The sequence below is a fragment of the Streptomyces spinoverrucosus genome (assembly GCF_015712165.1).
GTDB classification, from domain to species: domain Bacteria; phylum Actinomycetota; class Actinomycetes; order Streptomycetales; family Streptomycetaceae; genus Streptomyces; species Streptomyces spinoverrucosus_A.
The window spans coordinates 4,504,425-4,521,914 of record NZ_JADPZX010000001.1; the positions used below are offsets into that span (position 1 = coordinate 4,504,425).

Annotated in this window: 14 protein-coding genes, 2 tRNA genes and 1 other RNA gene; 13 read left to right on the top strand and 4 right to left on the bottom strand. The window is 71.8% G+C overall.

The window, feature by feature from the left end:
• The first annotated feature begins 1 nt into the window (after window position 1).
• The 7 genes from I2W78_RS20340 to I2W78_RS20370 all read left to right on the top strand — a co-directional run bounded on the left by I2W78_RS20340 (window position 2) and on the right by I2W78_RS20370 (window position 5,676).
• The gene (locus I2W78_RS20340; RefSeq protein WP_196461709.1) at window positions 2-469 is read left to right on the top strand and encodes a hypothetical protein; all 468 of its coding nucleotides are present in this window, start codon (window positions 2-4) and stop codon (window positions 467-469) included.
• 19 nt (window positions 470-488) lie between these two features.
• Window positions 489-779: a hypothetical protein gene (locus I2W78_RS20345; RefSeq protein WP_196461710.1), complete on the top strand. Its 291-nt coding sequence runs from the start codon at window positions 489-491 to the stop codon at window positions 777-779.
• Window positions 780-981: 202 nt separating this feature from the next.
• Window positions 982-1,860 carry a bifunctional DNA primase/polymerase gene (locus I2W78_RS20350; protein WP_196461711.1) on the top strand — a complete coding sequence of 293 codons (879 nt, stop codon included), beginning with the start codon at window positions 982-984 and terminating at the stop codon, window positions 1,858-1,860.
• Window positions 1,857-2,180, top strand: coding sequence for a hypothetical protein (locus tag I2W78_RS20355; protein ID WP_230885525.1), 324 nt, complete (start codon window positions 1,857-1,859; stop codon window positions 2,178-2,180). The genes I2W78_RS20350 and I2W78_RS20355 overlap by 4 nt, the downstream gene beginning before the upstream one ends.
• A gap of 11 nt (window positions 2,181-2,191) precedes the next feature.
• Complete coding sequence (locus I2W78_RS20360) at window positions 2,192-3,739, top strand: YfjI family protein (RefSeq protein WP_196464649.1); 1,548 nt, start codon at window positions 2,192-2,194, stop codon at window positions 3,737-3,739.
• 341 nt (window positions 3,740-4,080) lie between these two features.
• Window positions 4,081-4,308, top strand: coding sequence for an excisionase family DNA-binding protein (locus I2W78_RS20365; protein ID WP_230885527.1), 228 nt, complete (start codon window positions 4,081-4,083; stop codon window positions 4,306-4,308).
• A gap of 84 nt (window positions 4,309-4,392) precedes the next feature.
• Window positions 4,393-5,676, top strand: coding sequence for a tyrosine-type recombinase/integrase (locus tag I2W78_RS20370; protein WP_196461713.1), 1,284 nt, complete (start codon window positions 4,393-4,395; stop codon window positions 5,674-5,676).
• A gap of 66 nt (window positions 5,677-5,742) precedes the next feature.
• On the opposite strand, the gene I2W78_RS20375 is transcribed toward I2W78_RS20370, so the two are convergent.
• Window positions 5,743-5,827 (bottom strand) — tRNA-Ser (locus I2W78_RS20375).
• A 72-nt stretch (window positions 5,828-5,899) separates the two neighbouring features.
• Here I2W78_RS20375 and ffs point away from each other — a divergent pair.
• The 6 genes from ffs to I2W78_RS20405 all read left to right on the top strand — a co-directional run bounded on the left by ffs (window position 5,900) and on the right by I2W78_RS20405 (window position 15,495).
• Window positions 5,900-5,998, top strand: an RNA gene (gene ffs / locus I2W78_RS20380) — signal recognition particle sRNA small type.
• 96 nt (window positions 5,999-6,094) lie between these two features.
• Complete coding sequence (locus I2W78_RS20385) at window positions 6,095-8,569, top strand: DNA polymerase III subunit gamma and tau (protein WP_196461714.1); 2,475 nt, start codon at window positions 6,095-6,097, stop codon at window positions 8,567-8,569.
• Between the two features lie 196 nt (window positions 8,570-8,765).
• On the top strand, window positions 8,766-10,019 hold the full coding sequence (gene purD, locus I2W78_RS20390) for a phosphoribosylamine--glycine ligase (protein WP_196461715.1): 1,254 nt from the start codon (window positions 8,766-8,768) through the stop codon (window positions 10,017-10,019).
• A gap of 362 nt (window positions 10,020-10,381) precedes the next feature.
• A complete protein-coding gene (locus I2W78_RS20395; RefSeq protein ID WP_196461716.1) occupies window positions 10,382-12,772 on the top strand; it encodes a hypothetical protein in 2,391 nt (796 codons plus the stop codon).
• A gap of 248 nt (window positions 12,773-13,020) precedes the next feature.
• Window positions 13,021-14,526, top strand: a complete 1,506-nt coding sequence (locus I2W78_RS20400) for a N,N-dimethylformamidase beta subunit family domain-containing protein (RefSeq protein ID WP_196461717.1) — start codon at window positions 13,021-13,023, stop codon at window positions 14,524-14,526.
• A 69-nt stretch (window positions 14,527-14,595) separates the two neighbouring features.
• Complete coding sequence (locus I2W78_RS20405; protein ID WP_196461718.1) at window positions 14,596-15,495, top strand: phosphoribosylaminoimidazolesuccinocarboxamide synthase; 900 nt, start codon at window positions 14,596-14,598, stop codon at window positions 15,493-15,495.
• Window positions 15,496-15,540: 45 nt separating this feature from the next.
• Here the strand turns inward: I2W78_RS20405 and I2W78_RS20410 are convergent.
• The 3 genes from I2W78_RS20410 to I2W78_RS20420 all read right to left on the bottom strand — a co-directional run bounded on the left by I2W78_RS20410 (window position 15,541) and on the right by I2W78_RS20420 (window position 17,471).
• Window positions 15,541-15,613: transfer RNA gene (locus tag I2W78_RS20410), tRNA-Gly, on the bottom strand.
• A 23-nt stretch (window positions 15,614-15,636) separates the two neighbouring features.
• Complete coding sequence (locus tag I2W78_RS20415) at window positions 15,637-16,245, bottom strand: response regulator transcription factor (RefSeq protein WP_196461719.1); 609 nt, start codon at window positions 16,243-16,245, stop codon at window positions 15,637-15,639.
• Complete coding sequence (locus tag I2W78_RS20420; protein ID WP_196461720.1) at window positions 16,242-17,471, bottom strand: sensor histidine kinase; 1,230 nt, start codon at window positions 17,469-17,471, stop codon at window positions 16,242-16,244. The genes I2W78_RS20415 and I2W78_RS20420 overlap by 4 nt, the downstream gene beginning before the upstream one ends.
• Between the last annotated feature and the right edge of the window lie 19 nt (window positions 17,472-17,490).

The window sequence follows — 17,490 nt, forward strand, 5'->3', positions numbered from 1 at the left end:
CGTGAACGAGCCCACCGCGTACGGCCACCTCGCCGGACATGAGACGGCGGCCGTGGAAGTCCACGTTCCCACCCCGATCGTCCCTGCCCACACCGCGCCGCTCATGCCCGTACAGCCGGGCACCATCCCGACGGTGGCGAGCGTCGTCCTGCCCGACGGCCGCGTCGTCACCGGCTACGCCATCGAGCCCGCCAAGCCCGAACCGGTCGTCGCCAAGCCGGCCGTCTCCCGGGCGGCGGTGAACATCGCGCTCGGGGGCATCGGGTTCGGCGCGGTGTGCGGCGGCTTGGTCCTGCTGACCACGTTCATCGCCGCGCTCGCCGCGCTCATCCATCAGCTCATCATCCTCGCCGCCGTCATCTTCGGCGGCTGGATCGCGGTGCAGGTGTTCAGCGCGAGCGGCCACGGCGGCGGGACGACGGTCAACATCCGCAAGGCCGTCATCAAGCGCAACAAGTTCTACGGCTGACAGAGGGAGATCAACACCCGTGATCCGACTGCGCATTCAGGTCGCTCACTGGCCTCGCCGGGCCCTGGTCCTGACCGACACCCCTCGCCCGAACTGCCGCGACTGCGAGGGCGAGGGCGGGATCGAGTACGACTACGGCGACCACAACGGCGAGTACGCCGGTAGTGACTGGGAGCTCTGCGGGTGCTGGAACGAGTCCCGTCGCTGGTTCCTGCTTCCCCTGCCGCGTCGGCCCCGGTGGCTGCGTCGCCGTGACAGCGGCCGTGACCCGTGGGGGCCCGACGGCTACAGCAACGAACCGCCCTTCTAGCTCTGCCCGTGGGCGGCGGCACTCCCGGACAAGGACAGCCCGCCGCCCACGGTCTCCGAGTCCCGACGTAGCAGAACAGGAGACCTACAGCATGACCCAACCGCGCGTTTTGGGCGAGGGCCCTTCGGCCCCTGCCACCCGAACGGGGCGAGCGTCCCGGCCGCGCCAACCTCGCTGCCACGGCGACGCTGGGGGCGGTGGCATGAGCGCGACGTCCGACCCCCTGAGGGTCGCCCTCGCCCTCGCGGCGGCCGGTGTCCCGGTCCTGCCGTTGCGGCAGGGCAAGGTTCCGTTCGGCAACTGCCGTTCCTGCAAGGACGGCGCCTGTGGTGGCCGCCCCAACATGAAGAGCGCCGGCGCCTGCCAGTGCCTCGCGCCGTGCCACGCGTGGGCCGCTGCCACCACCGACCCGCACATCCTCACCTCGCCCGTGTGGGCGCCGGTATGGAGCGAGGCGGTGGCGGTCGCCTACCACCCGGGCGGGGCGAGGCTGACGGTGGTTGACCTGGACAACGCGGCGGCCGTTGCATGGGCCCGCGAGATGCTGCCCCCGACGCGAACCGTGCCGACGACGCGGGGCGAACACTGGATCTACCGGGGCGCCATGCAGTCGGCGAACGCGGTCCGGCCGGGTCTCGACATCAAGAGCCTGACTCAGTACGCCCGTTGGTTGGGCCCCGGGGTCGGCCGTATGGCCGTTCTCCCGGCGGTCGTGCGCGCCCTGGTGGTGAAGGAAGACACCACCCCCGCCCGGGGCGGGGTGGCCTCTTCTCTCCCCGCCCGCGCCACGTGGGACCGGACGGTTGCCACCGGGTGCCGCCATACCGAGCGCTACGTCCGCACCGGCTTGGAACGCGGCCTCGCCCTCGTACGGGCCCGGACCGAATCCGGCGCCGGATCACAGGCGTTCGGCGTCGCCCGGTTCCTCGCTGCACAGCACGCGGGGTGCCCGGGACCGTGCGGCCTCGCGGCGATCGGCGAGGAGATCGTGACGGCCGCCGTCTCCGTGGGTGTCCCGGAGGCTTACGCGCGCCGCGCGGTCGCCAACGGCCTTGAGACGGCTGTGGAGCGCGCGGCATGAACAAAGCATCCCGAACCACCGCGAACAGCCCTCAGGGCGCCGTACAGGGCCCGCCACGGTGGCGCGTGGGCGAACCGAAGGTCGCCGCCCGCAAGGGCGTCCTTTCTGCCGTTGGTTCTGACTCGCAGACGGTCACTGTCGCCGGCATCACACCGGGGCTTCAGATCCAGTGCGAGGGCGTACCTGTCGCGGACTGGCTCTGTGCCTGCGGGTACCACGAACGCGCCCGGGGCCGCGCCGCCGTCATCAGGCTGACCGCCCGCATCCACGTCGGCGACTGCCCCCACACCACCACCGCCGAAGGGAGGGCGGCCTCATGACTCCACAGCCTGTGGACAGCCCCGACCTGTGGGCCGGAATGCCCACCCTGGACGAACCGCCCGGCGAGGACGACGCGGCACCTGACGTGTGGGAGGACCCCATTCCCCTCACCGGCCGCCGCGAGCGTCCGCCGTTCCCCGCTCACGTGCTGCCCGCCTGGCTGGGGGAGTTCGTGACGGCCGTCGCACAGGAGACACAGACCCCGGTGGACCTCGCCGGGTCGATCGCCCTCGCCGTGCTCGCCACGGCGGCCGGCGGTCGGTCGGTGGTCCACGTGCGCGGCAACTGGCGTGAGCCCACCAACCTCTACACGGTGGTGGCGCTCCCGCCCGCGAACCGCAAGTCGGCCGTCTTCGCGCTGCTCACCAACCCCCTCTATGAGGCGGAGAAGCAGCTCAAGACGGCGATGAAGCCCGTGATCGTGGAAGCGGAGCTGACGGCGCGGTTGGCCAAGGAAGCGGCGGACAAGGCCGCCGCCAAGGCCGCGTCCGCCGACGGGGACAAGCGCGATGAGATGGTGGCGACCGCTGTAGGGCTGGCGCAGACCGCCGACACGCTCACCGTCCCCGCCGAACCGGTCCTGTTGGCGGACGACTCGACACCCGAGACGGTCACCTCGCTCATGTCCGAACAGGGCGGGCGGCTGTCGGTGATGAGCGCTGAGGGCGGCATCTTCGACATCATCGCCGGCCGCTACTCCGGCGCCCCCAACATGGAGGTCTTCCTTAAAGGGCATGCCGGGGACCGGCTGAGGGTGAACCGGCAGACCCGCCGCGAGTACATCGACGCCCCCGCCCTGACCATCGGCCTCGCCGTACAGCCTGACGTACTGCGGGACATCGGGAAGGTGAAGGGGTTCGAGGGACGCGGACTGCTGGCCCGCTTCCTGTACTCCCTGCCAGTGTCCACGGTCGGTGACCGCGAGATCATCACCGACCCGGTACCGGAAGAGACGGCCGCCGCCTACACCGCCCGGGTCATCGACCTCGCCCTGTCCCTGGCGGAGTGGACCGACCCGGCCGTCATCCAGCTCACCCCGGACGCGGACGCGGCCCTGATTGCCTATCAGAAGCGCATCGAACCGCAGCTCAAGGCACGCGGCGGCAAGCTGGGCCACATCTCCAATTGGGCCGGAAAGCTTGCCGGTGCGACCGCCCGCATGGCCGCGTTGTTGCACCTCGCCGAACACGGCGGCAGCGGCTACGCCCACCCCGTCACCGAAGACACCATGCGCGCGGCTATCGAGCTGGGGGAGTACTACACCGCCCACGCCCTCGCTGTATTCGACGTCATGGGCGCCGATCCGGTCCTGTCCCGCGCCCGCAGCGTGCTGGAAGCGCTGAGGGACAACGGATGGGAGGACGTCAGCCGGCGGGACGTCTTCAGCGTCCTGTCCCGCAGCGAGGTGCCCACCGTCGCGGACCTCGAACCGGCCCTCGCGTTGCTGGAAGACCACGGATACCTGCGGTCCTACCAACCCGAGCGCACCGGCAAGCGCGGACGCCCACCGGCACCCCGCCTACAGGCCCACCCGTCCCTGCGCCATGGCGGCCGGTGACCCCGCCCGCGCACACAACCCCCCTCGCACAAACCGCGAAATCGCAGAAAACCCCGGACACCCCTGCTGACCTGCGACGGGCCCCCACACCGACCCCGGACCGGGTCCCGTCGCACAATCCCGCGATATTCCGCAAAAAACCGAGCACCACCCCCGCAACCGGCGACCGGCCGACGGCCGCCCCTGATTTTTGCGGAATATCGCGGGTTTCTGCGGAGCACCACCCACCACCACCCGCACACCACAACGCCGCAGGTCAACGACCCTCCCCCGGGTTTCTGCGGATATTGCGGTTTGTGCGGCGGCACCTGCCCATGAACTCAGCCCCACAGGAGCGAGCGTTGGACGACCACGACACCCTCACGCCCCCGGCCGACGACGACACGACCCTTGTTCTCCTCAAGGTCGAAGAAGCTGCCCGCCGACTCCGCATCGGCCGAACCACCTGCTTCGCGCTCATCCGCACCGGCGAACTGGAATCCATCGAAATCGGCCGTCTCCGTCGTGTCCCGGCGGACGCGCCGGCCGAATTCCTCGCCCGCCGACGCGCGGCCAAGCGCGCGGCTTGACCACGCCCGGGGCGGCGGCACTCCCGGACAGGACAGCCCGCCGCCCCGGTCTCCATCCCGACACCAAGAAACAGGAGCCTGCCTGTGGCAGAGAAGAAGAAGGGCACCCGCCGCGCCAACGGCGAATCGGCTATCTACTTCGGGGCGGATGGTCGTTGGCACGCGCGCGTGCCGATGGGCTACAAGGACAACGGGGAGCCCTACCGTCGGCACCTGACGCGCAAGACGCGCGATGACCTGGTTGAGGAAGTCAAGAAGCTGGAGAAGCAGCGCGACGGGGGTTCGGCTCAACAGCCGGGCAAGGCGTGGACGGTTGAGAAGTGGCTTCAGCACTGGGTTGAGAACATCGCCAAGCCGACGGTCAGCGAGAACACTTACGACGGCTACGAAGTCGCCGTTCGCGTGCACCTCGTTCCTGGTGTCGGCAGGCATCGCCTTGACCGCTTGCAGCCCGAGCACCTGGAAAGCCTGTACCGCCGTATGCAGGCGAACGGGGAGCGCAAGGCCGGTACAGCTCACCAGGCCCACCGCACCGCCCGAACCGCGCTGGGGGAGGCAGTACGGCGCGGCTACGCGGCGAAGAACGCTGCCGCGTTGGCGAAGCCGCCACGGCTGGAAGAGGACGAATCCGAGGTTGAGCCCTACTCCGTGGAAGAGGTTCAGTGCCTGTTGCTGGAAGCCAACAAGCGCCGGAACAGCGCCCGTTGGATGCTGGCGCTGGCGCTCGGACTGCGTCAGGGCGAGACGCTCGGACTGCGCTGGTCTGACGTCGACCTCGCCAACGAGTACCTGAAGCTGAGGCGGAACCGTCTGAGGCCCCGGTACGAGCACGGGTGCCCGGAAGCCTCGCCATGCGGCCGGAAGGCGGGGTACTGCCCGGACAAGGTGCAGGTGCGGCGCGAGACCAAGAACACCAAGTCCCGGGCTGGCCGCCGCGCCGTGCCCCTGCCGGGTCCGCTGGTCGCCATGCTCCGGGCTCATGCCGAGACGCAAGAGCGCGAGCGCAAGGCGGCCGGGGACCTGTGGAGCGACTCGGACTACGTGTTCACCAAGCCGCTCGGTGGCCCGCTCAGCCCGAACACGGACTATCACGACTGGAAGCGGCTACTGGAAGACGCGGGGGTTCGGAACGCCCGGTTGCACGACGCCCGGCACACGGCCGCCACCGTCCTCATGCTGCTCGGTGTCCCGGCCCGCGTCATCGATCAGATCATGGGGTGGGAGCCGGGCACCTCCGCGAGCATGCGGGCCCGGTACCTCCATGTGCCGGACGCCATGCTCAAGGACGTGGCAAAGAAGATCGCCGATGCCATCTGGGGACCCCCGGAAGAGCCCCCTGTGGACAAAAACCAGGACAACGGCGGCTGAGGACAACGACGAAGGGGCCCGCTGGAGATCAGCGGGCCCCTTCGTTTTGCCTGTTCAGGCGAGGTGCGGAGGATACGAGATTCGAACTCGTGAGGGGTTGCCCCCAACACGCTTTCCAAGCGTGCGCCCTAGGCCTCTAGGCGAATCCTCCGCCGGAAACATTACATGACCGAGAGGAGTGCTCGCGAACTCGTTCCCGCACCTCAGCATCAGGTACCCTGTGCAAAGCCCCTCACGCGGCGCTATCTGACTGAACTCCCCCAGGGCCGGAAGGCAGCAAGGGTAGGTTGGCTCTGGCGGGTGCGTGGGGGGCGCTTGCGTTGGGTCTCCCGGGTTCGCCCCGGATCCGCCTCCGGGGAGGCCGCCCCGGGTTCTGGGGCGGGGCCTGTTGTCAGTGGGCGCCTATAACCTCGTATGCGTGTCGTCTCTCGCGCTGTACCGCCGCTATCGCCCGGAGTCGTTCGCCGAGGTCATCGGGCAGGAGCATGTCACTGACCCGCTGCAGCAGGCGCTGCGGAACAACCGGGTCAATCACGCGTACCTGTTCAGCGGTCCGCGCGGGTGCGGCAAGACCACCAGTGCGCGGATTCTCGCCAGGTGTCTGAACTGCGAGCAGGGGCCCACCCCCACCCCGTGCGGGGAGTGCCAGTCGTGCCGGGACCTCGCGCGCAACGGGCCGGGTTCGATCGACGTCATCGAGATCGACGCCGCGTCGCACGGTGGTGTGGACGACGCCCGTGAGCTGCGGGAAAAGGCCTTCTTCGGGCCCGCCGCCAGCCGGTACAAGATCTACATCATCGACGAGGCCCACATGGTCACGTCGGCCGGTTTCAACGCGCTCCTGAAGGTCGTCGAGGAGCCGCCGGAGCATCTGAAGTTCATCTTCGCCACCACCGAGCCCGAGAAGGTCATCGGGACGATCCGGTCGCGTACGCATCACTACCCGTTCCGGCTGGTCCCGCCCGGCACGCTCCGGGAGTACCTCGCCGAGGTGTGCCAGAAGGAGGACATCCCCGTCGAGGACGGCGTCCTGCCGCTCGTCGTGCGGGCCGGCGCCGGGTCCGTGCGTGACTCCATGTCCGTGATGGACCAGCTGCTCGCGGGCGCAGGCGCGGACGGTGTGACATACGCCATGGCCACGTCCCTGCTGGGCTATACGGACGGTTCGCTGCTCGATTCCGTCGTCGAGGCCTTCGCCACAGGGGACGGCGCCGCCGCCTTCGAGGTCGTGGACCGCGTGATCGAGGGCGGGAACGATCCGCGGCGGTTCGTCGCCGATCTGCTGGAGCGTTTGCGGGATCTGGTGATCCTCGCCGCCGTTCCGGACGCCGTGGACAAGGGGCTCATCGATGCCCCGGCCGACGTGCTGGAGCGGATGCAGGCCCAGGCCGGCACCTTCGGCCCCGCCGAGCTCAGCCGCGCCGCCGACCTTGTCAACGAGGGCCTGACCGAGATGCGCGGCGCCACCTCCCCGCGCCTCCAGCTGGAGCTGATCTGCGCGCGCGTGCTGCTGCCCGCCGCGTACGGAGACGAGCGGTCCGTGATGGCCCGGCTCGACCGGCTGGAGCGGGGGGTGAACTTCTCCACCGGGGCCGGTGCCCCCGCCATGGGGTACGTGCCCGGGCCCGACGTGCATGGGGGAGCCCCTGCGGGCGCGAATGCCGGTGCGGGCGCGGCTGCGGGCGCGGCCATTCCGCCGGGGGGCGGAGCTGCGGCGGCTCGCGCCGCCGTGCGGGCTTCCGGCGGCGGCACAGTTCCCTCGGAGGCCTTCGGTGGCGCCGTGTCCGGTGGACCCAGTGGACACGGTGGTCCAGGTGCGCCCGGCGATCAGCGGGGCGACGTACGCCCTGACGGCTCGGGTACTCCTACGGCCCCCAGCGCGGGCGAACCCACCCAGCAGCCGCCCTCGGCCCCCGCCCCGACCACACCGGCACAGGCACCGGCCCCCGCGCCGACCACACCCCAGCCCCAGTCCGAGCCCCAGGCACCGGCTCCCGCCCCGTCCGCCCCCACCCCCGGCGCCTGGCCCACCGCAACCCCCGCCGGTTCCGGAGGCACCGGCCGTCGTCCCGGCGGCTGGCCCACCGCCGCGCCCCCGGGAGGCGGCGGCCGCCCCCAGGCCGCCCCCAGCCCGTCCGCCCCCGCGCCCACCCCCGCGCCCCCCACTCCCGCGACCCCCACTCCCACATCGGCCCCGCCCGCCTCACCACCCCCGACCGGCGGCCTCGACCCCCGCTCCCTCTGGCCGAACATCCTCGAAGCGGTGAAGAACCGCCGCCGCTTCACCTGGATCCTCCTGAGCCAGAACGCCCAGATCACCGGCTTCGACGGCACCACCCTCCAGCTCGGTTTCGTCAACGCCGGCGCCCGCGACAACTTCGCGAGCAGCGGCAGCGAGGACGTACTGCGGCAGGCACTGGCCGAGCAGTTCAACGTCCACTGGAAGATCGAGGCCGTCGTCGACCCCTCGGGCGGCGGCTCGGCTCCGCCCGCGCCGGGCAACAGCGGCGGGGGCGGCTACGGCGCCTCCGGGACCCCCGGTGGTTACGGCAGCGGCGGCGGCGCCAGCGGTTACGGCGGTGGCGGCACCGCGAGCGGCTACGGCGGCGGTACGCCGGGAGGCACCGGCGGCGGTACTACGACCGCCCAGCGCCCGGCGTCGACGCAGCCCACGTCGGCCGCCCCTGCCCAGCCCACGGCCGCATCGGCCCCGGCCGCGACGCTGGCCCCCACCCCACCGCGGCCCTCCGCGCCGGAGCCGCCTCCCGTCTCCATCGAGGACGACATCCCGGAGGACGACGACCCCGACCTCGACGAGTCCGCCCTCTCCGGCCAGGAACTGATCGTGCGGGAGCTGGGAGCGACGGTGATGGAAGAGTTCTCGAACGACTGACAGCGACCTCCAACGAGCAGTCGACTCTCAACGAGCACACGAGTGCCGACGCGCACACGACCGCCAACGAGCAATCAACTGTCGCCGTCGACACCTCCAGGCGCGCCCTTTTTCGGAGAAACCCACAACCCGCCACCCCCCACCCCTTCGGCATCCCCCACAAACCCACCCGGCACGCTCCCGTTAGGCTGACCCCGTGAAGGTCCTCGTCATCGGTACCGGCGCCCGCGAACACGCCCTGTGCCGCTCCCTGTCCCTCGACCCCGCCGTCACCGCGCTGCACTGCGCCCCCGGCAACGCCGGCATCGCCGAGGTCGCCGAGCTGCACCCGGTCGACGCCCTGGACGGCGCGGCCGTGTCCGCGCTGGCCGCACGGCTCGGCGCCGACCTGGTGGTCGTAGGCCCGGAGGCCCCGCTGGTCGCGGGGGTCGCGGACGCCGTGCGCGAGGCGGGCATCGCCGTGTTCGGCCCCTCCAAGGAGGCCGCGCGGCTGGAGGGATCCAAGGCATTCGCCAAGGACGTCATGGCGGCGGCCGCGGTCCCGACCGCCCGCTCGTATGTCTGTACGACGCAAGCGGAGGTCGACGAGGCACTCGACGCCTTCGGCCCGCCGTACGTCGTCAAGGACGACGGTCTCGCCGCCGGCAAGGGCGTCGTCGTCACCGCCGACCTCGACGCGGCGAAGGCCCACGCGGGCGCCTGCGACCGTGTCGTCATCGAGGAGTACCTCGACGGCCCCGAGGTCTCCCTGTTCGCCGTGACCGACGGCGAGGCCGTCCTCCCGCTCCAGCCCGCCCAGGACTTCAAGCGCGCGCTCGACAACGACGAGGGCCCGAACACCGGCGGCATGGGCGCCTACTCCCCGCTGCCCTGGGCCGACCCGAAGCTGGTGGACGACGTTCTGCAGACCGTCCTCCAGCCGACCGTCGACGAGCTGCGCCGCCGCGGCACGCCGTTCTCCGGCCTGCTCTACGCCGGTCTGGCGATCACCGGCCGGGGTGTGCGGGTCATCGAGTTCAACGCCCGGTTCGGCGACCCGGAGACCCAGGTGGTCCTGGCCCGCCTGAAGACGCCGCTCGCCGGCATCCTCATGGCCGCCGCCACCGGCAACCTCGCCAACCTCGAACCCCTCCGCTGGAGCGACGACGCGGCCGTCACCGTCGTCGTCGCCTCGCACAACTACCCCGGCACCCCCCGCACGGGCGACCCGATCACCGGCCTCGACGCGGTGGCCGAGGAGGACGCCCCGCACGCCTACGTCCTGCACGCCGGTACGAACCGCGACGGCGACGCCGTCGTCAGCGCGGGCGGCCGCGTCCTGTCCGTCACCGCGACGGGCGGCGATCTCGCCGAGGCCCGCGAACGGGCGTACCGCGCCGTCTCCCGCATCCACCTGGACGGCTCCCAGCACCGTACGGACATCGCGGCGAAGGCGGCGACGGGCGCATAGCCCACACGGCCCGACCTCCCGCACACCACCGACATCACCCACACCACGGCCCCACGCCGCCCGCACCACGCCACGATCACCGGCGATCACCCGCCTGACCTGGCATGACACAGGCCCCGGACCTCCTCGGACCCGGGGCCTGATCCTTGCCCTCCGTCATCCACCTCTCCCCAAAGCCATTCCATCGAGTGACCGATGTCGTATCCGGCTGACGAGGGGCGAGGCCCCAACTAGGGTGCGGCGCAAGCGTTCCGGCACTTGGCCCACCGGCATTGCGATGTCAGTGGTGGGTGCCACAGTGGGGGAGTGAGCAACGCCAGGACAGCCAGGACTGCCAGGACGGGAGGGGGTGAGTTCCGGACGTGACCGGCATCGGTGTGGAAGCAGGGACGCAGAACGCGCGTGCCCGGGCGCTGGCCGTGCTGCGGATCCGCAGCCGCGCGCTGGCCGTCGCCGTGCTGCCCGCGGCCGTCGCCGTGGTCCTGCTGGCGGGGGGTTCCACCGGCCATCTCGTCGGCCGGGGCTGGGACCTCGCCCGCTGGGCGGTGAGCGTGTTCGCGCTGCTCGCCCTGCTGGCCGCCGGCGGCTTCGCCCTGCTCCTCGCCCGCGCCCGCCCCGCCGTGAGCCCGACGGTCCCGATCGCCGAGGAAGCGGCCCCCGACCTCTACCGGCTGGTGCGGGACCTCGCCGACCGCCTCGACGTCCCAGCCCCCTCCGCCATAGCGCTCACCCCGGACTGCGACAGCTGGCTGGAGGACCGCACTCATCCGGCCCACGGCCCCCCGCCCGCGCCGGACGACCCCGACGAGATGGCGAGTCTCATACGACGGCACGGCCATCGCCGTACGACGGCCAGCCCCGTCCTCGTCATCGGCTCCCCGTTCCTGTGGTGGATGCGCGTCGGCGAGCTGCGCGCGGTGCTCGCCCCGGTGGTCGCCGGTACGGGACCTTCGGCGCACCCCGACATAGCCGCCGCCCGGCGCTTCGTGCGGGGCCTGGACGCGGCGGTGGCCGTCGTCTCGGCACCGGGCCGCCGCCCCGTGATCCGCACGGTGTGCGCGGGCGTCGGATGGCTGGCCCGCCTGCTGCTGCGCGGTTGCCGGGAGCACGCGGCCGGGATGGAGCGCGGGGTCGCCGCCGCGGCGGCCGAGCGTGCACAGGCTGTGGATTACGGGCTGCGGATCGTTGCGCAGGAGCAGGTCGGGCTGGCGTACGCCGGCTGGGACCGCCTGCTCACCCGGGTCGCGCTGCCCGCCTGGCGGATGGGCCGCTGGCCGTCCCGGCTGGACGCGGGCGTCGTCGCGGCCCTCACCGAGCTGTCCCGGCGCGACCGCCTGGCCGAGGGATTCGCCTCCCGCCTCGGCGAGCGTCCCGCCTGCGACCTGCTCGAAGAGCCCGGCCTGGTGGACGAGGCCGCCTCGCTGCTCGCCGCCCGCCTCTTCCACGGGGGCCCGGCGGAGTCCGGCCCCGACTGGTTGCCGGTGGACTGGCAGGAGTACCCGGACGAGGTCGTCGACCGCAAGTGGCGCACCGACGCGGCCCGCCTCCACCGCGTCCTGGACACCCTCGGCGTACGCCGCACGACCCGCGACACCGACCACGGCCCCACCCTGGCCCGAGTCCTCGACCACCTCACGGACCCGCCCCCGACGCCGGGCCACACCACCAACGCCGAAACACTCCCGACCACAGCCCCAGCCCCGGACACGGCCCGACCCACAGACCAGGCGCCGGCCGGTGGTGCGGCCGCAGATTCAGCGCGACCCACAGACATGCCAGCCGGTGGCACGGCCGCAGAGAGGGCCCGACCCTCAGATACGACCCCAGCCGCAGACGCAGCGTGCCCCACAGAGCAGGCGCCAGCCGCAGGCACGGCCGCAGATTCAACGCGACCCACAGCCGCGGCGCCAGCCGGTGGCACAGCCGCAGACGCAACCCGAGCCAAAGACACGGCGCCAGCCGTAGACGCAGTGCGACCCACAGCCACGGCGTCAGCCGCAGGCGCGGCCGCAGACGCAGCCCGCCCCACAGTCACGACCCGAGCCACAGACACAGCGCCAGCCCCAGACACGGCCCAAGACACAACTCCAGCGCCAGCCCCAGCCACGGCCCAAGACACAACTCCAGCGCCAGCCCCAGACACAACTCCAGCGCCAGCCCCAGACACAACTCCAGCGCCAGCCCCAGCCACGGCCCAAGACACCACCCCAGCGCCAGCCCCAGCCACGGCCACCCCAGCGCCAGCCCCACACACGGCCCCGGCCACCACCCCAGCGCCCGCCCCAGCCACCCCCTCAGTCAGCCCCACACCCCCCGCCCCAGCCACACCCCCAGAAGAAGACCCCCCACCCTCCGACCCCCGCAGCGCAGCCCTCGCCGCAGGCATCAGCGCGGAAATCGCCCGCGAAGAAGCCACCGCCGCCCCGCCCCGGACAGCCGCGCCCACCCCCACCCCAGACACCCTCTGGGACGACTGCGCCCTCCCCCTCTTCCCTCTCCAGCCCCCGCGCACCCCTCGCGAGCTGCTCGCCGACCACGTCACGGCGATGATCTGCTGCGCCGCGATGGACACCGCCGGTGCCGCCCCCGGCCTGGACTGGCTCGACGGCCCGTCCCTCCTGGTCAAGGGCGAACGCGCCGCCGACCTGACCCCCAGAGTCCTGAGCCTCATAGAGGACGGCGACCCGGCCCCGCTGAGAGCCTGGCTGTCCGAGGTCGGGATACGCCCGGAGAAGCCCGTACGGCTCGTCTGAGCCCCGGTCTGCCCGCCACCCTTCCGGCTCCCCGCCCGGAGCCCCAGCTTCCGCTTTCGGTCAATTCGAAACGAACTGTGACGGACTCCGTGCGTAATGTGATGTGCTGGTACTGAACGCGCACATGGCAAACCCGCCCGACATAAGACAGTCATACAAACACCCAGAGCGCACCACAGCACACTCACCACCACCCAAGAACGACCGCACCACCACAACAAAACGGCGCCCGGGGAGGGGAAGCGACCATGGGGTCGGAGCAGATTCGCCGCTGGGAGTCGGGAGCACTGGCACACGCCGTGACGGATCCTTTCGGCCAGGGCCCGCTCCCCTGGCTGCGCGGCAGCGAGACGTACTTCGACGACACCGGAAAGGTGGTCCCCTGGTACGTGGACCAGGCCCCCGGCGCCCAACAGACGCAGACCCCCGGCGCCGCCACCCCCCGCGTCCCCGCCCCCCGCTCCGGCGGCCCCCGAGCCGCCGACGACGTACACCGCCAGATCAAGGGCTTCAACTCCACCGGCGCGGTCGCCCCGGGCGATGCCGTCGACTTCCACGTCACCGTCGACCCGCCCCAGGAATTCGCCGTCGACATCTACCGCATCGGCCACTACGGCGGCGACGGCGCGGCCAAGATCACCACCAGCCCCCGCCTCTCCGGCATCGTCCAGCCCCCACCCCTCACCGCCGACCGCACGGTCTCCTGCCACCACTGGTGGCTCTCCTGGCGCCTGCAGATCCCGTCGCACTGGAGCGTCGGCGCGTACGTCGCCGTCCTGACCACCGCCGACGGCTACCGCTCCCACGTCCCGTTCACGGTCCGCGACGACCACCCGGCCGACCTGCTGCTGTTACTCCCGGACATCACCTGGCAGGCGTACAACCTCTATCCCGAGGACGGCCGCACCGGCGCGAGCCTCTACCACGCCTGGGACGAGCACGGCCGGCTGCTCGGCGAGGCGGACGCCGCGACGACGGTCTCCTTCGACCGGCCGTACGCGGGCGCGGGCCTGCCCCTGCACGTGGGCCACGCCTACGACTTCATCCGCTGGGCCGAGCGCTACGGCTACGACCTCGCCTACGCCGACGCCCGCGACCTGCACGCCGGCCGCGTCGACCCCACCCGCTACCGGGGCCTGGTCTTCCCGGGCCACGACGAGTACTGGTCGACGAACATGCGCCGCACGGTGGAGCTGGCCCGCGAGAACGGCACGTCCCTCGTCTTCCTCTCCTCCAACTCCATGTACTGGCAGGTGGAGTTGGGCCCGTCCCCGTCCGGCACCCCGGACCGCCTCCTGACCTGCCGCAAGCGCAGGGGCCCGGGCAGGCCGGTGCTGTGGCGGGAGATCGACCGCCCGGAGCAGCAGGTGATCGGCATCCAGTACCAGGGCCGGGTCCCCGAGCCGCACCCGCTGATCGTCCGTAACGCCGGCCACTGGCTGTGGGAGGCGACCGGCGCGCACGAGGGCGACGAGATCGCGGGCCTGGTCGCCGGCGAGGCCGACCGCTACTTCCCGCGCACCCCGCTCCCCGACCACGACGAGCGCATCCTGCTCGCCCACTCCCCGTACACCGACAGCGAGGGCGTCCTCCGCCACCAGGAGACGTCCCTCTACCGCGCCCCGTCCGGCGCCCTGGTCTTCGCGGCCGGAACGTTCGCTTGGTCCCCGGCCCTGGACCGCCCCGGCCACGTGGACGCCCGTATCCAGCGCGCCACCGCCAACCTCCTGGACCGCATCTGCAAACGCGACTGACCCGCTGTCCTCGATCACTTCCCGGTGCGGGAGAATCGACCCAGTTGGACAGAACCACGGGGAGGAACCGTGTCCGGATTCGTCGAAAAGCCCGAGCCGACCGAGGTTCCGGGCCTGGTGCATCTGCACACCGGCAAGGTGCGCGAGCTGTACCAGAACGAGGCGGGCGACCTCGTGATGGTCGCCAGCGACCGTATCTCCGCCTACGACTGGGTGCTGCCGACCGAGATCCCCGACAAGGGCCGCGTCCTCACCCAGCTCTCCCTGTGGTGGTTCGACCAGCTCGCCGACCTGGCCCCCGGTCATGTCCTGAGCACCGAACTCCCGCCGGGCGCCCCCGCCGACTGGGCGGGCCGCACGCTGGTCTGCAAGTCGCTGCGGATGGTCCCCGTGGAGTGCGTGGCCCGCGGCTACCTCACCGGCTCCGGCCTGGTCGAGTACAACGAGTCCCGTACGGTCTGCGGCCTCGCCCTCCCCGCAGGCCTCGTCGACGGCTCCGAGCTGCCCGCCCCGATCTTCACCCCGGCCACCAAGGCGGAGGTCGGCGAGCACGACGAGAACGTCTCCTACGAGGAGGTCGCCCGCCAGGTCGGCGCCGACACCGCCGCCCAGCTCCGCCAGGCCACCCTCGCCGTCTACTCCCGCGCCCGGGACATCGCCCGCGACCGCGGGATCATCCTCGCGGACACGAAGTTCGAGTTCGGCTTCGACGGCGACACCCTGGTCCTCGCCGACGAGGTCCTCACCCCCGACTCCTCCCGCTTCTGGCCGGTCGACCAGTGGCAGCCGGGCCGCGCGCAGCCGTCGTACGACAAGCAGTACGTCCGTGACTGGCTGACCTCGCCCGAGTCCGGCTGGGACCGCGGGAGCGAGCAGCCCCCGCCCGCGCTGCCGCAGCAGGTCGTGGACGCGACCCGCGCCAAGTACGTGGAGGCGTACGAGCGCCTGACGGGCACCAGCTGGTCGTAACCACAACAAGAAAGCCCCCCGGCCGAAACCGGGGGGCTCATCCAGAGCGGACGACGAGGCTCGAACTCGCGACCTCAACCTTGGCAAGGTTGCGCTCTACCAACTGAGCTACGTCCGCAGTGCGCCGGGGCGCGAAAGCAACTATACCCAACCCCGCTCGCGAGCGAGACGCACAGCCGCATGCCGGTTCTCCACCCCGAGCTTCGACACGGCCGACGACAGGTAGTTCCGTACGGTTCCCTGGGACAGCGCCGCGCGCTCGGCGATCTCGGCGACGGGCGCCCCGTCCGCGGCCAGTTCCAGCACCTCGGCCTCCCGCGCCGTGAGCGGCGAGTCCCCGGCGGAGATGGCGTCGGCGGCCAACTCGGGGTCGATGTAACGGCTCCCGGCATGGACGGTACGGATGATCTCCGCCAGCCGTTGTGCGCTGACCGTCTTCGGCACGAACCCCCGTACGCCCGCCGCCAGCGCCCGCTTCAGGTGCCCCGGCAGGCCGTGACTGGTGACGATCAGCACCTGGCAGCCGGGCAGTTCGGCCCGCAGTGATGTGGCGACCTTCACACCGTCGGCGCCGGGCATCTGCAGATCCAGCACGGCCACATCGGGTTCGTGCGCCCGTGCCATCGCCAGTGCCTCCGGCCCGCTCGCCGCCTCGGCGACCACCATGAGGTCGTCCTCCAGCGACAACAGCGCGGCCAGCGCACCCCGGATCAGATGTTCGTCGTCGGCGAGCAGCACGCGCACGGTCACGAAGCCACCTCATGCACAACAGGCGTCAACGGCACCTCTGCCACCACCCGGAACACACCCTGCCCGACCGGTCCGGCTTCCAACGTCCCCTCCACGGCGGCCAACCGCTCCCGCAGTCCGGCAAGACCGGACCCCCCTCCGGTACCAGTGGCCCCGGAGGCCCCGTTGTTCTCCACCCTCAACACCACACGCCCCTCAGCCACCCGCAGCCCCACGACACACAGCCCGGCGTCCCCGTGCCGCAGCACATTGGTGGTGGCCTCGCGCACCACCCACCCCAGCGCCGACTGCACCTCACCCGGCAGCCCGGCGGCCGCGTCCTCCCCGGACACCTCGCAGGCGATCCCGGCCGCCGTCAGCACGCCCTGAGCACCGGCGAGTTCGGCGCCGAGGTCGGCCTCGCGGTACCCGCGTACGACATCCCGCACCTCTCGTTGCGACTCCTGCGCGATCCGCTGCACCTCGATCATCTGGTCCACGGCCTCGGCCCGCCCGCGCCGCGCCAACTGCACGGCCAGCTCGCTCTTCAGCGCGATCACGGCGAGGTTGCGGCCCATCACGTCGTGCATGTCCCGCCCGAACCGCAGCCGTTCCTCCGCGACGGCGAGCCGGGCCCGGGTCTCACGGGCCTCGTCGAGTTCGTAGACGGCGTTGAGCAGCCAGACGGAGAAGACGGAGGTGAAGGCGAAGAAGCCCATGGCGGCCAGCCCCGCCAGCGCCGAGGCCAGCGCGTCCACGACGGGGCCGCCCAGCGCGAGGACCGTCAGGGCGGTGCCCGCCGAGAGGCCGAGCACCAGCTCCAGAACCCGGCGCCGGCTGCGGATGCCCAGCGTGATCGACCCGACGCCGAAGGCCAGCAGACCGGCGAACAGCGTGCCCAGCGCGGTCGTGGCGTCCTCGCCGCCCACTCCACGGTCGACGAGGACGAGTACGGTGCCCGCGAACAGCGCGCTGACCGTCCCGTGCGCCCACATCAGCCGCAGGGGCTGTGGGCGCAGGCCGCGTGTCCAGTCCAGCGCCCGGGAACCGACCACCGCGGCGAACAGAGCGTGCCCGCACACCAGCAGGAACATCCAGACCGCGTACGGCAGTCGCCCCTGGCCGAGGACCGGGAGGCCGAACAGCCCGACCTCGATCACCGCGAAGAAGTGGAACGACCACCGTGTGTACGTCTCCACCTTCGCCGGCGTGCTCTTCCTCCGCCACCATCGCCCCGGCCTGGACACCTGCCGCACCTCCCCTCCG

What these genes read in the sequence shown, in the direction of transcription:
- I2W78_RS20350 (WP_196461711.1), top strand. Translation starts at nt 982, where the DNA reads ATGAGCGCGACGTCCGACCCCCTGAGGGTCGCCCTCGCCCTCGCGGCG.
- I2W78_RS20355 (WP_230885525.1), top strand. Translation starts at nt 1,857, where the DNA reads ATGAACAAAGCATCCCGAACCACCGCGAACAGCCCTCAGGGCGCCGTA.
- I2W78_RS20400 (WP_196461717.1), top strand. Translation starts at nt 13,021, where the DNA reads ATGGGGTCGGAGCAGATTCGCCGCTGGGAGTCGGGAGCACTGGCACAC.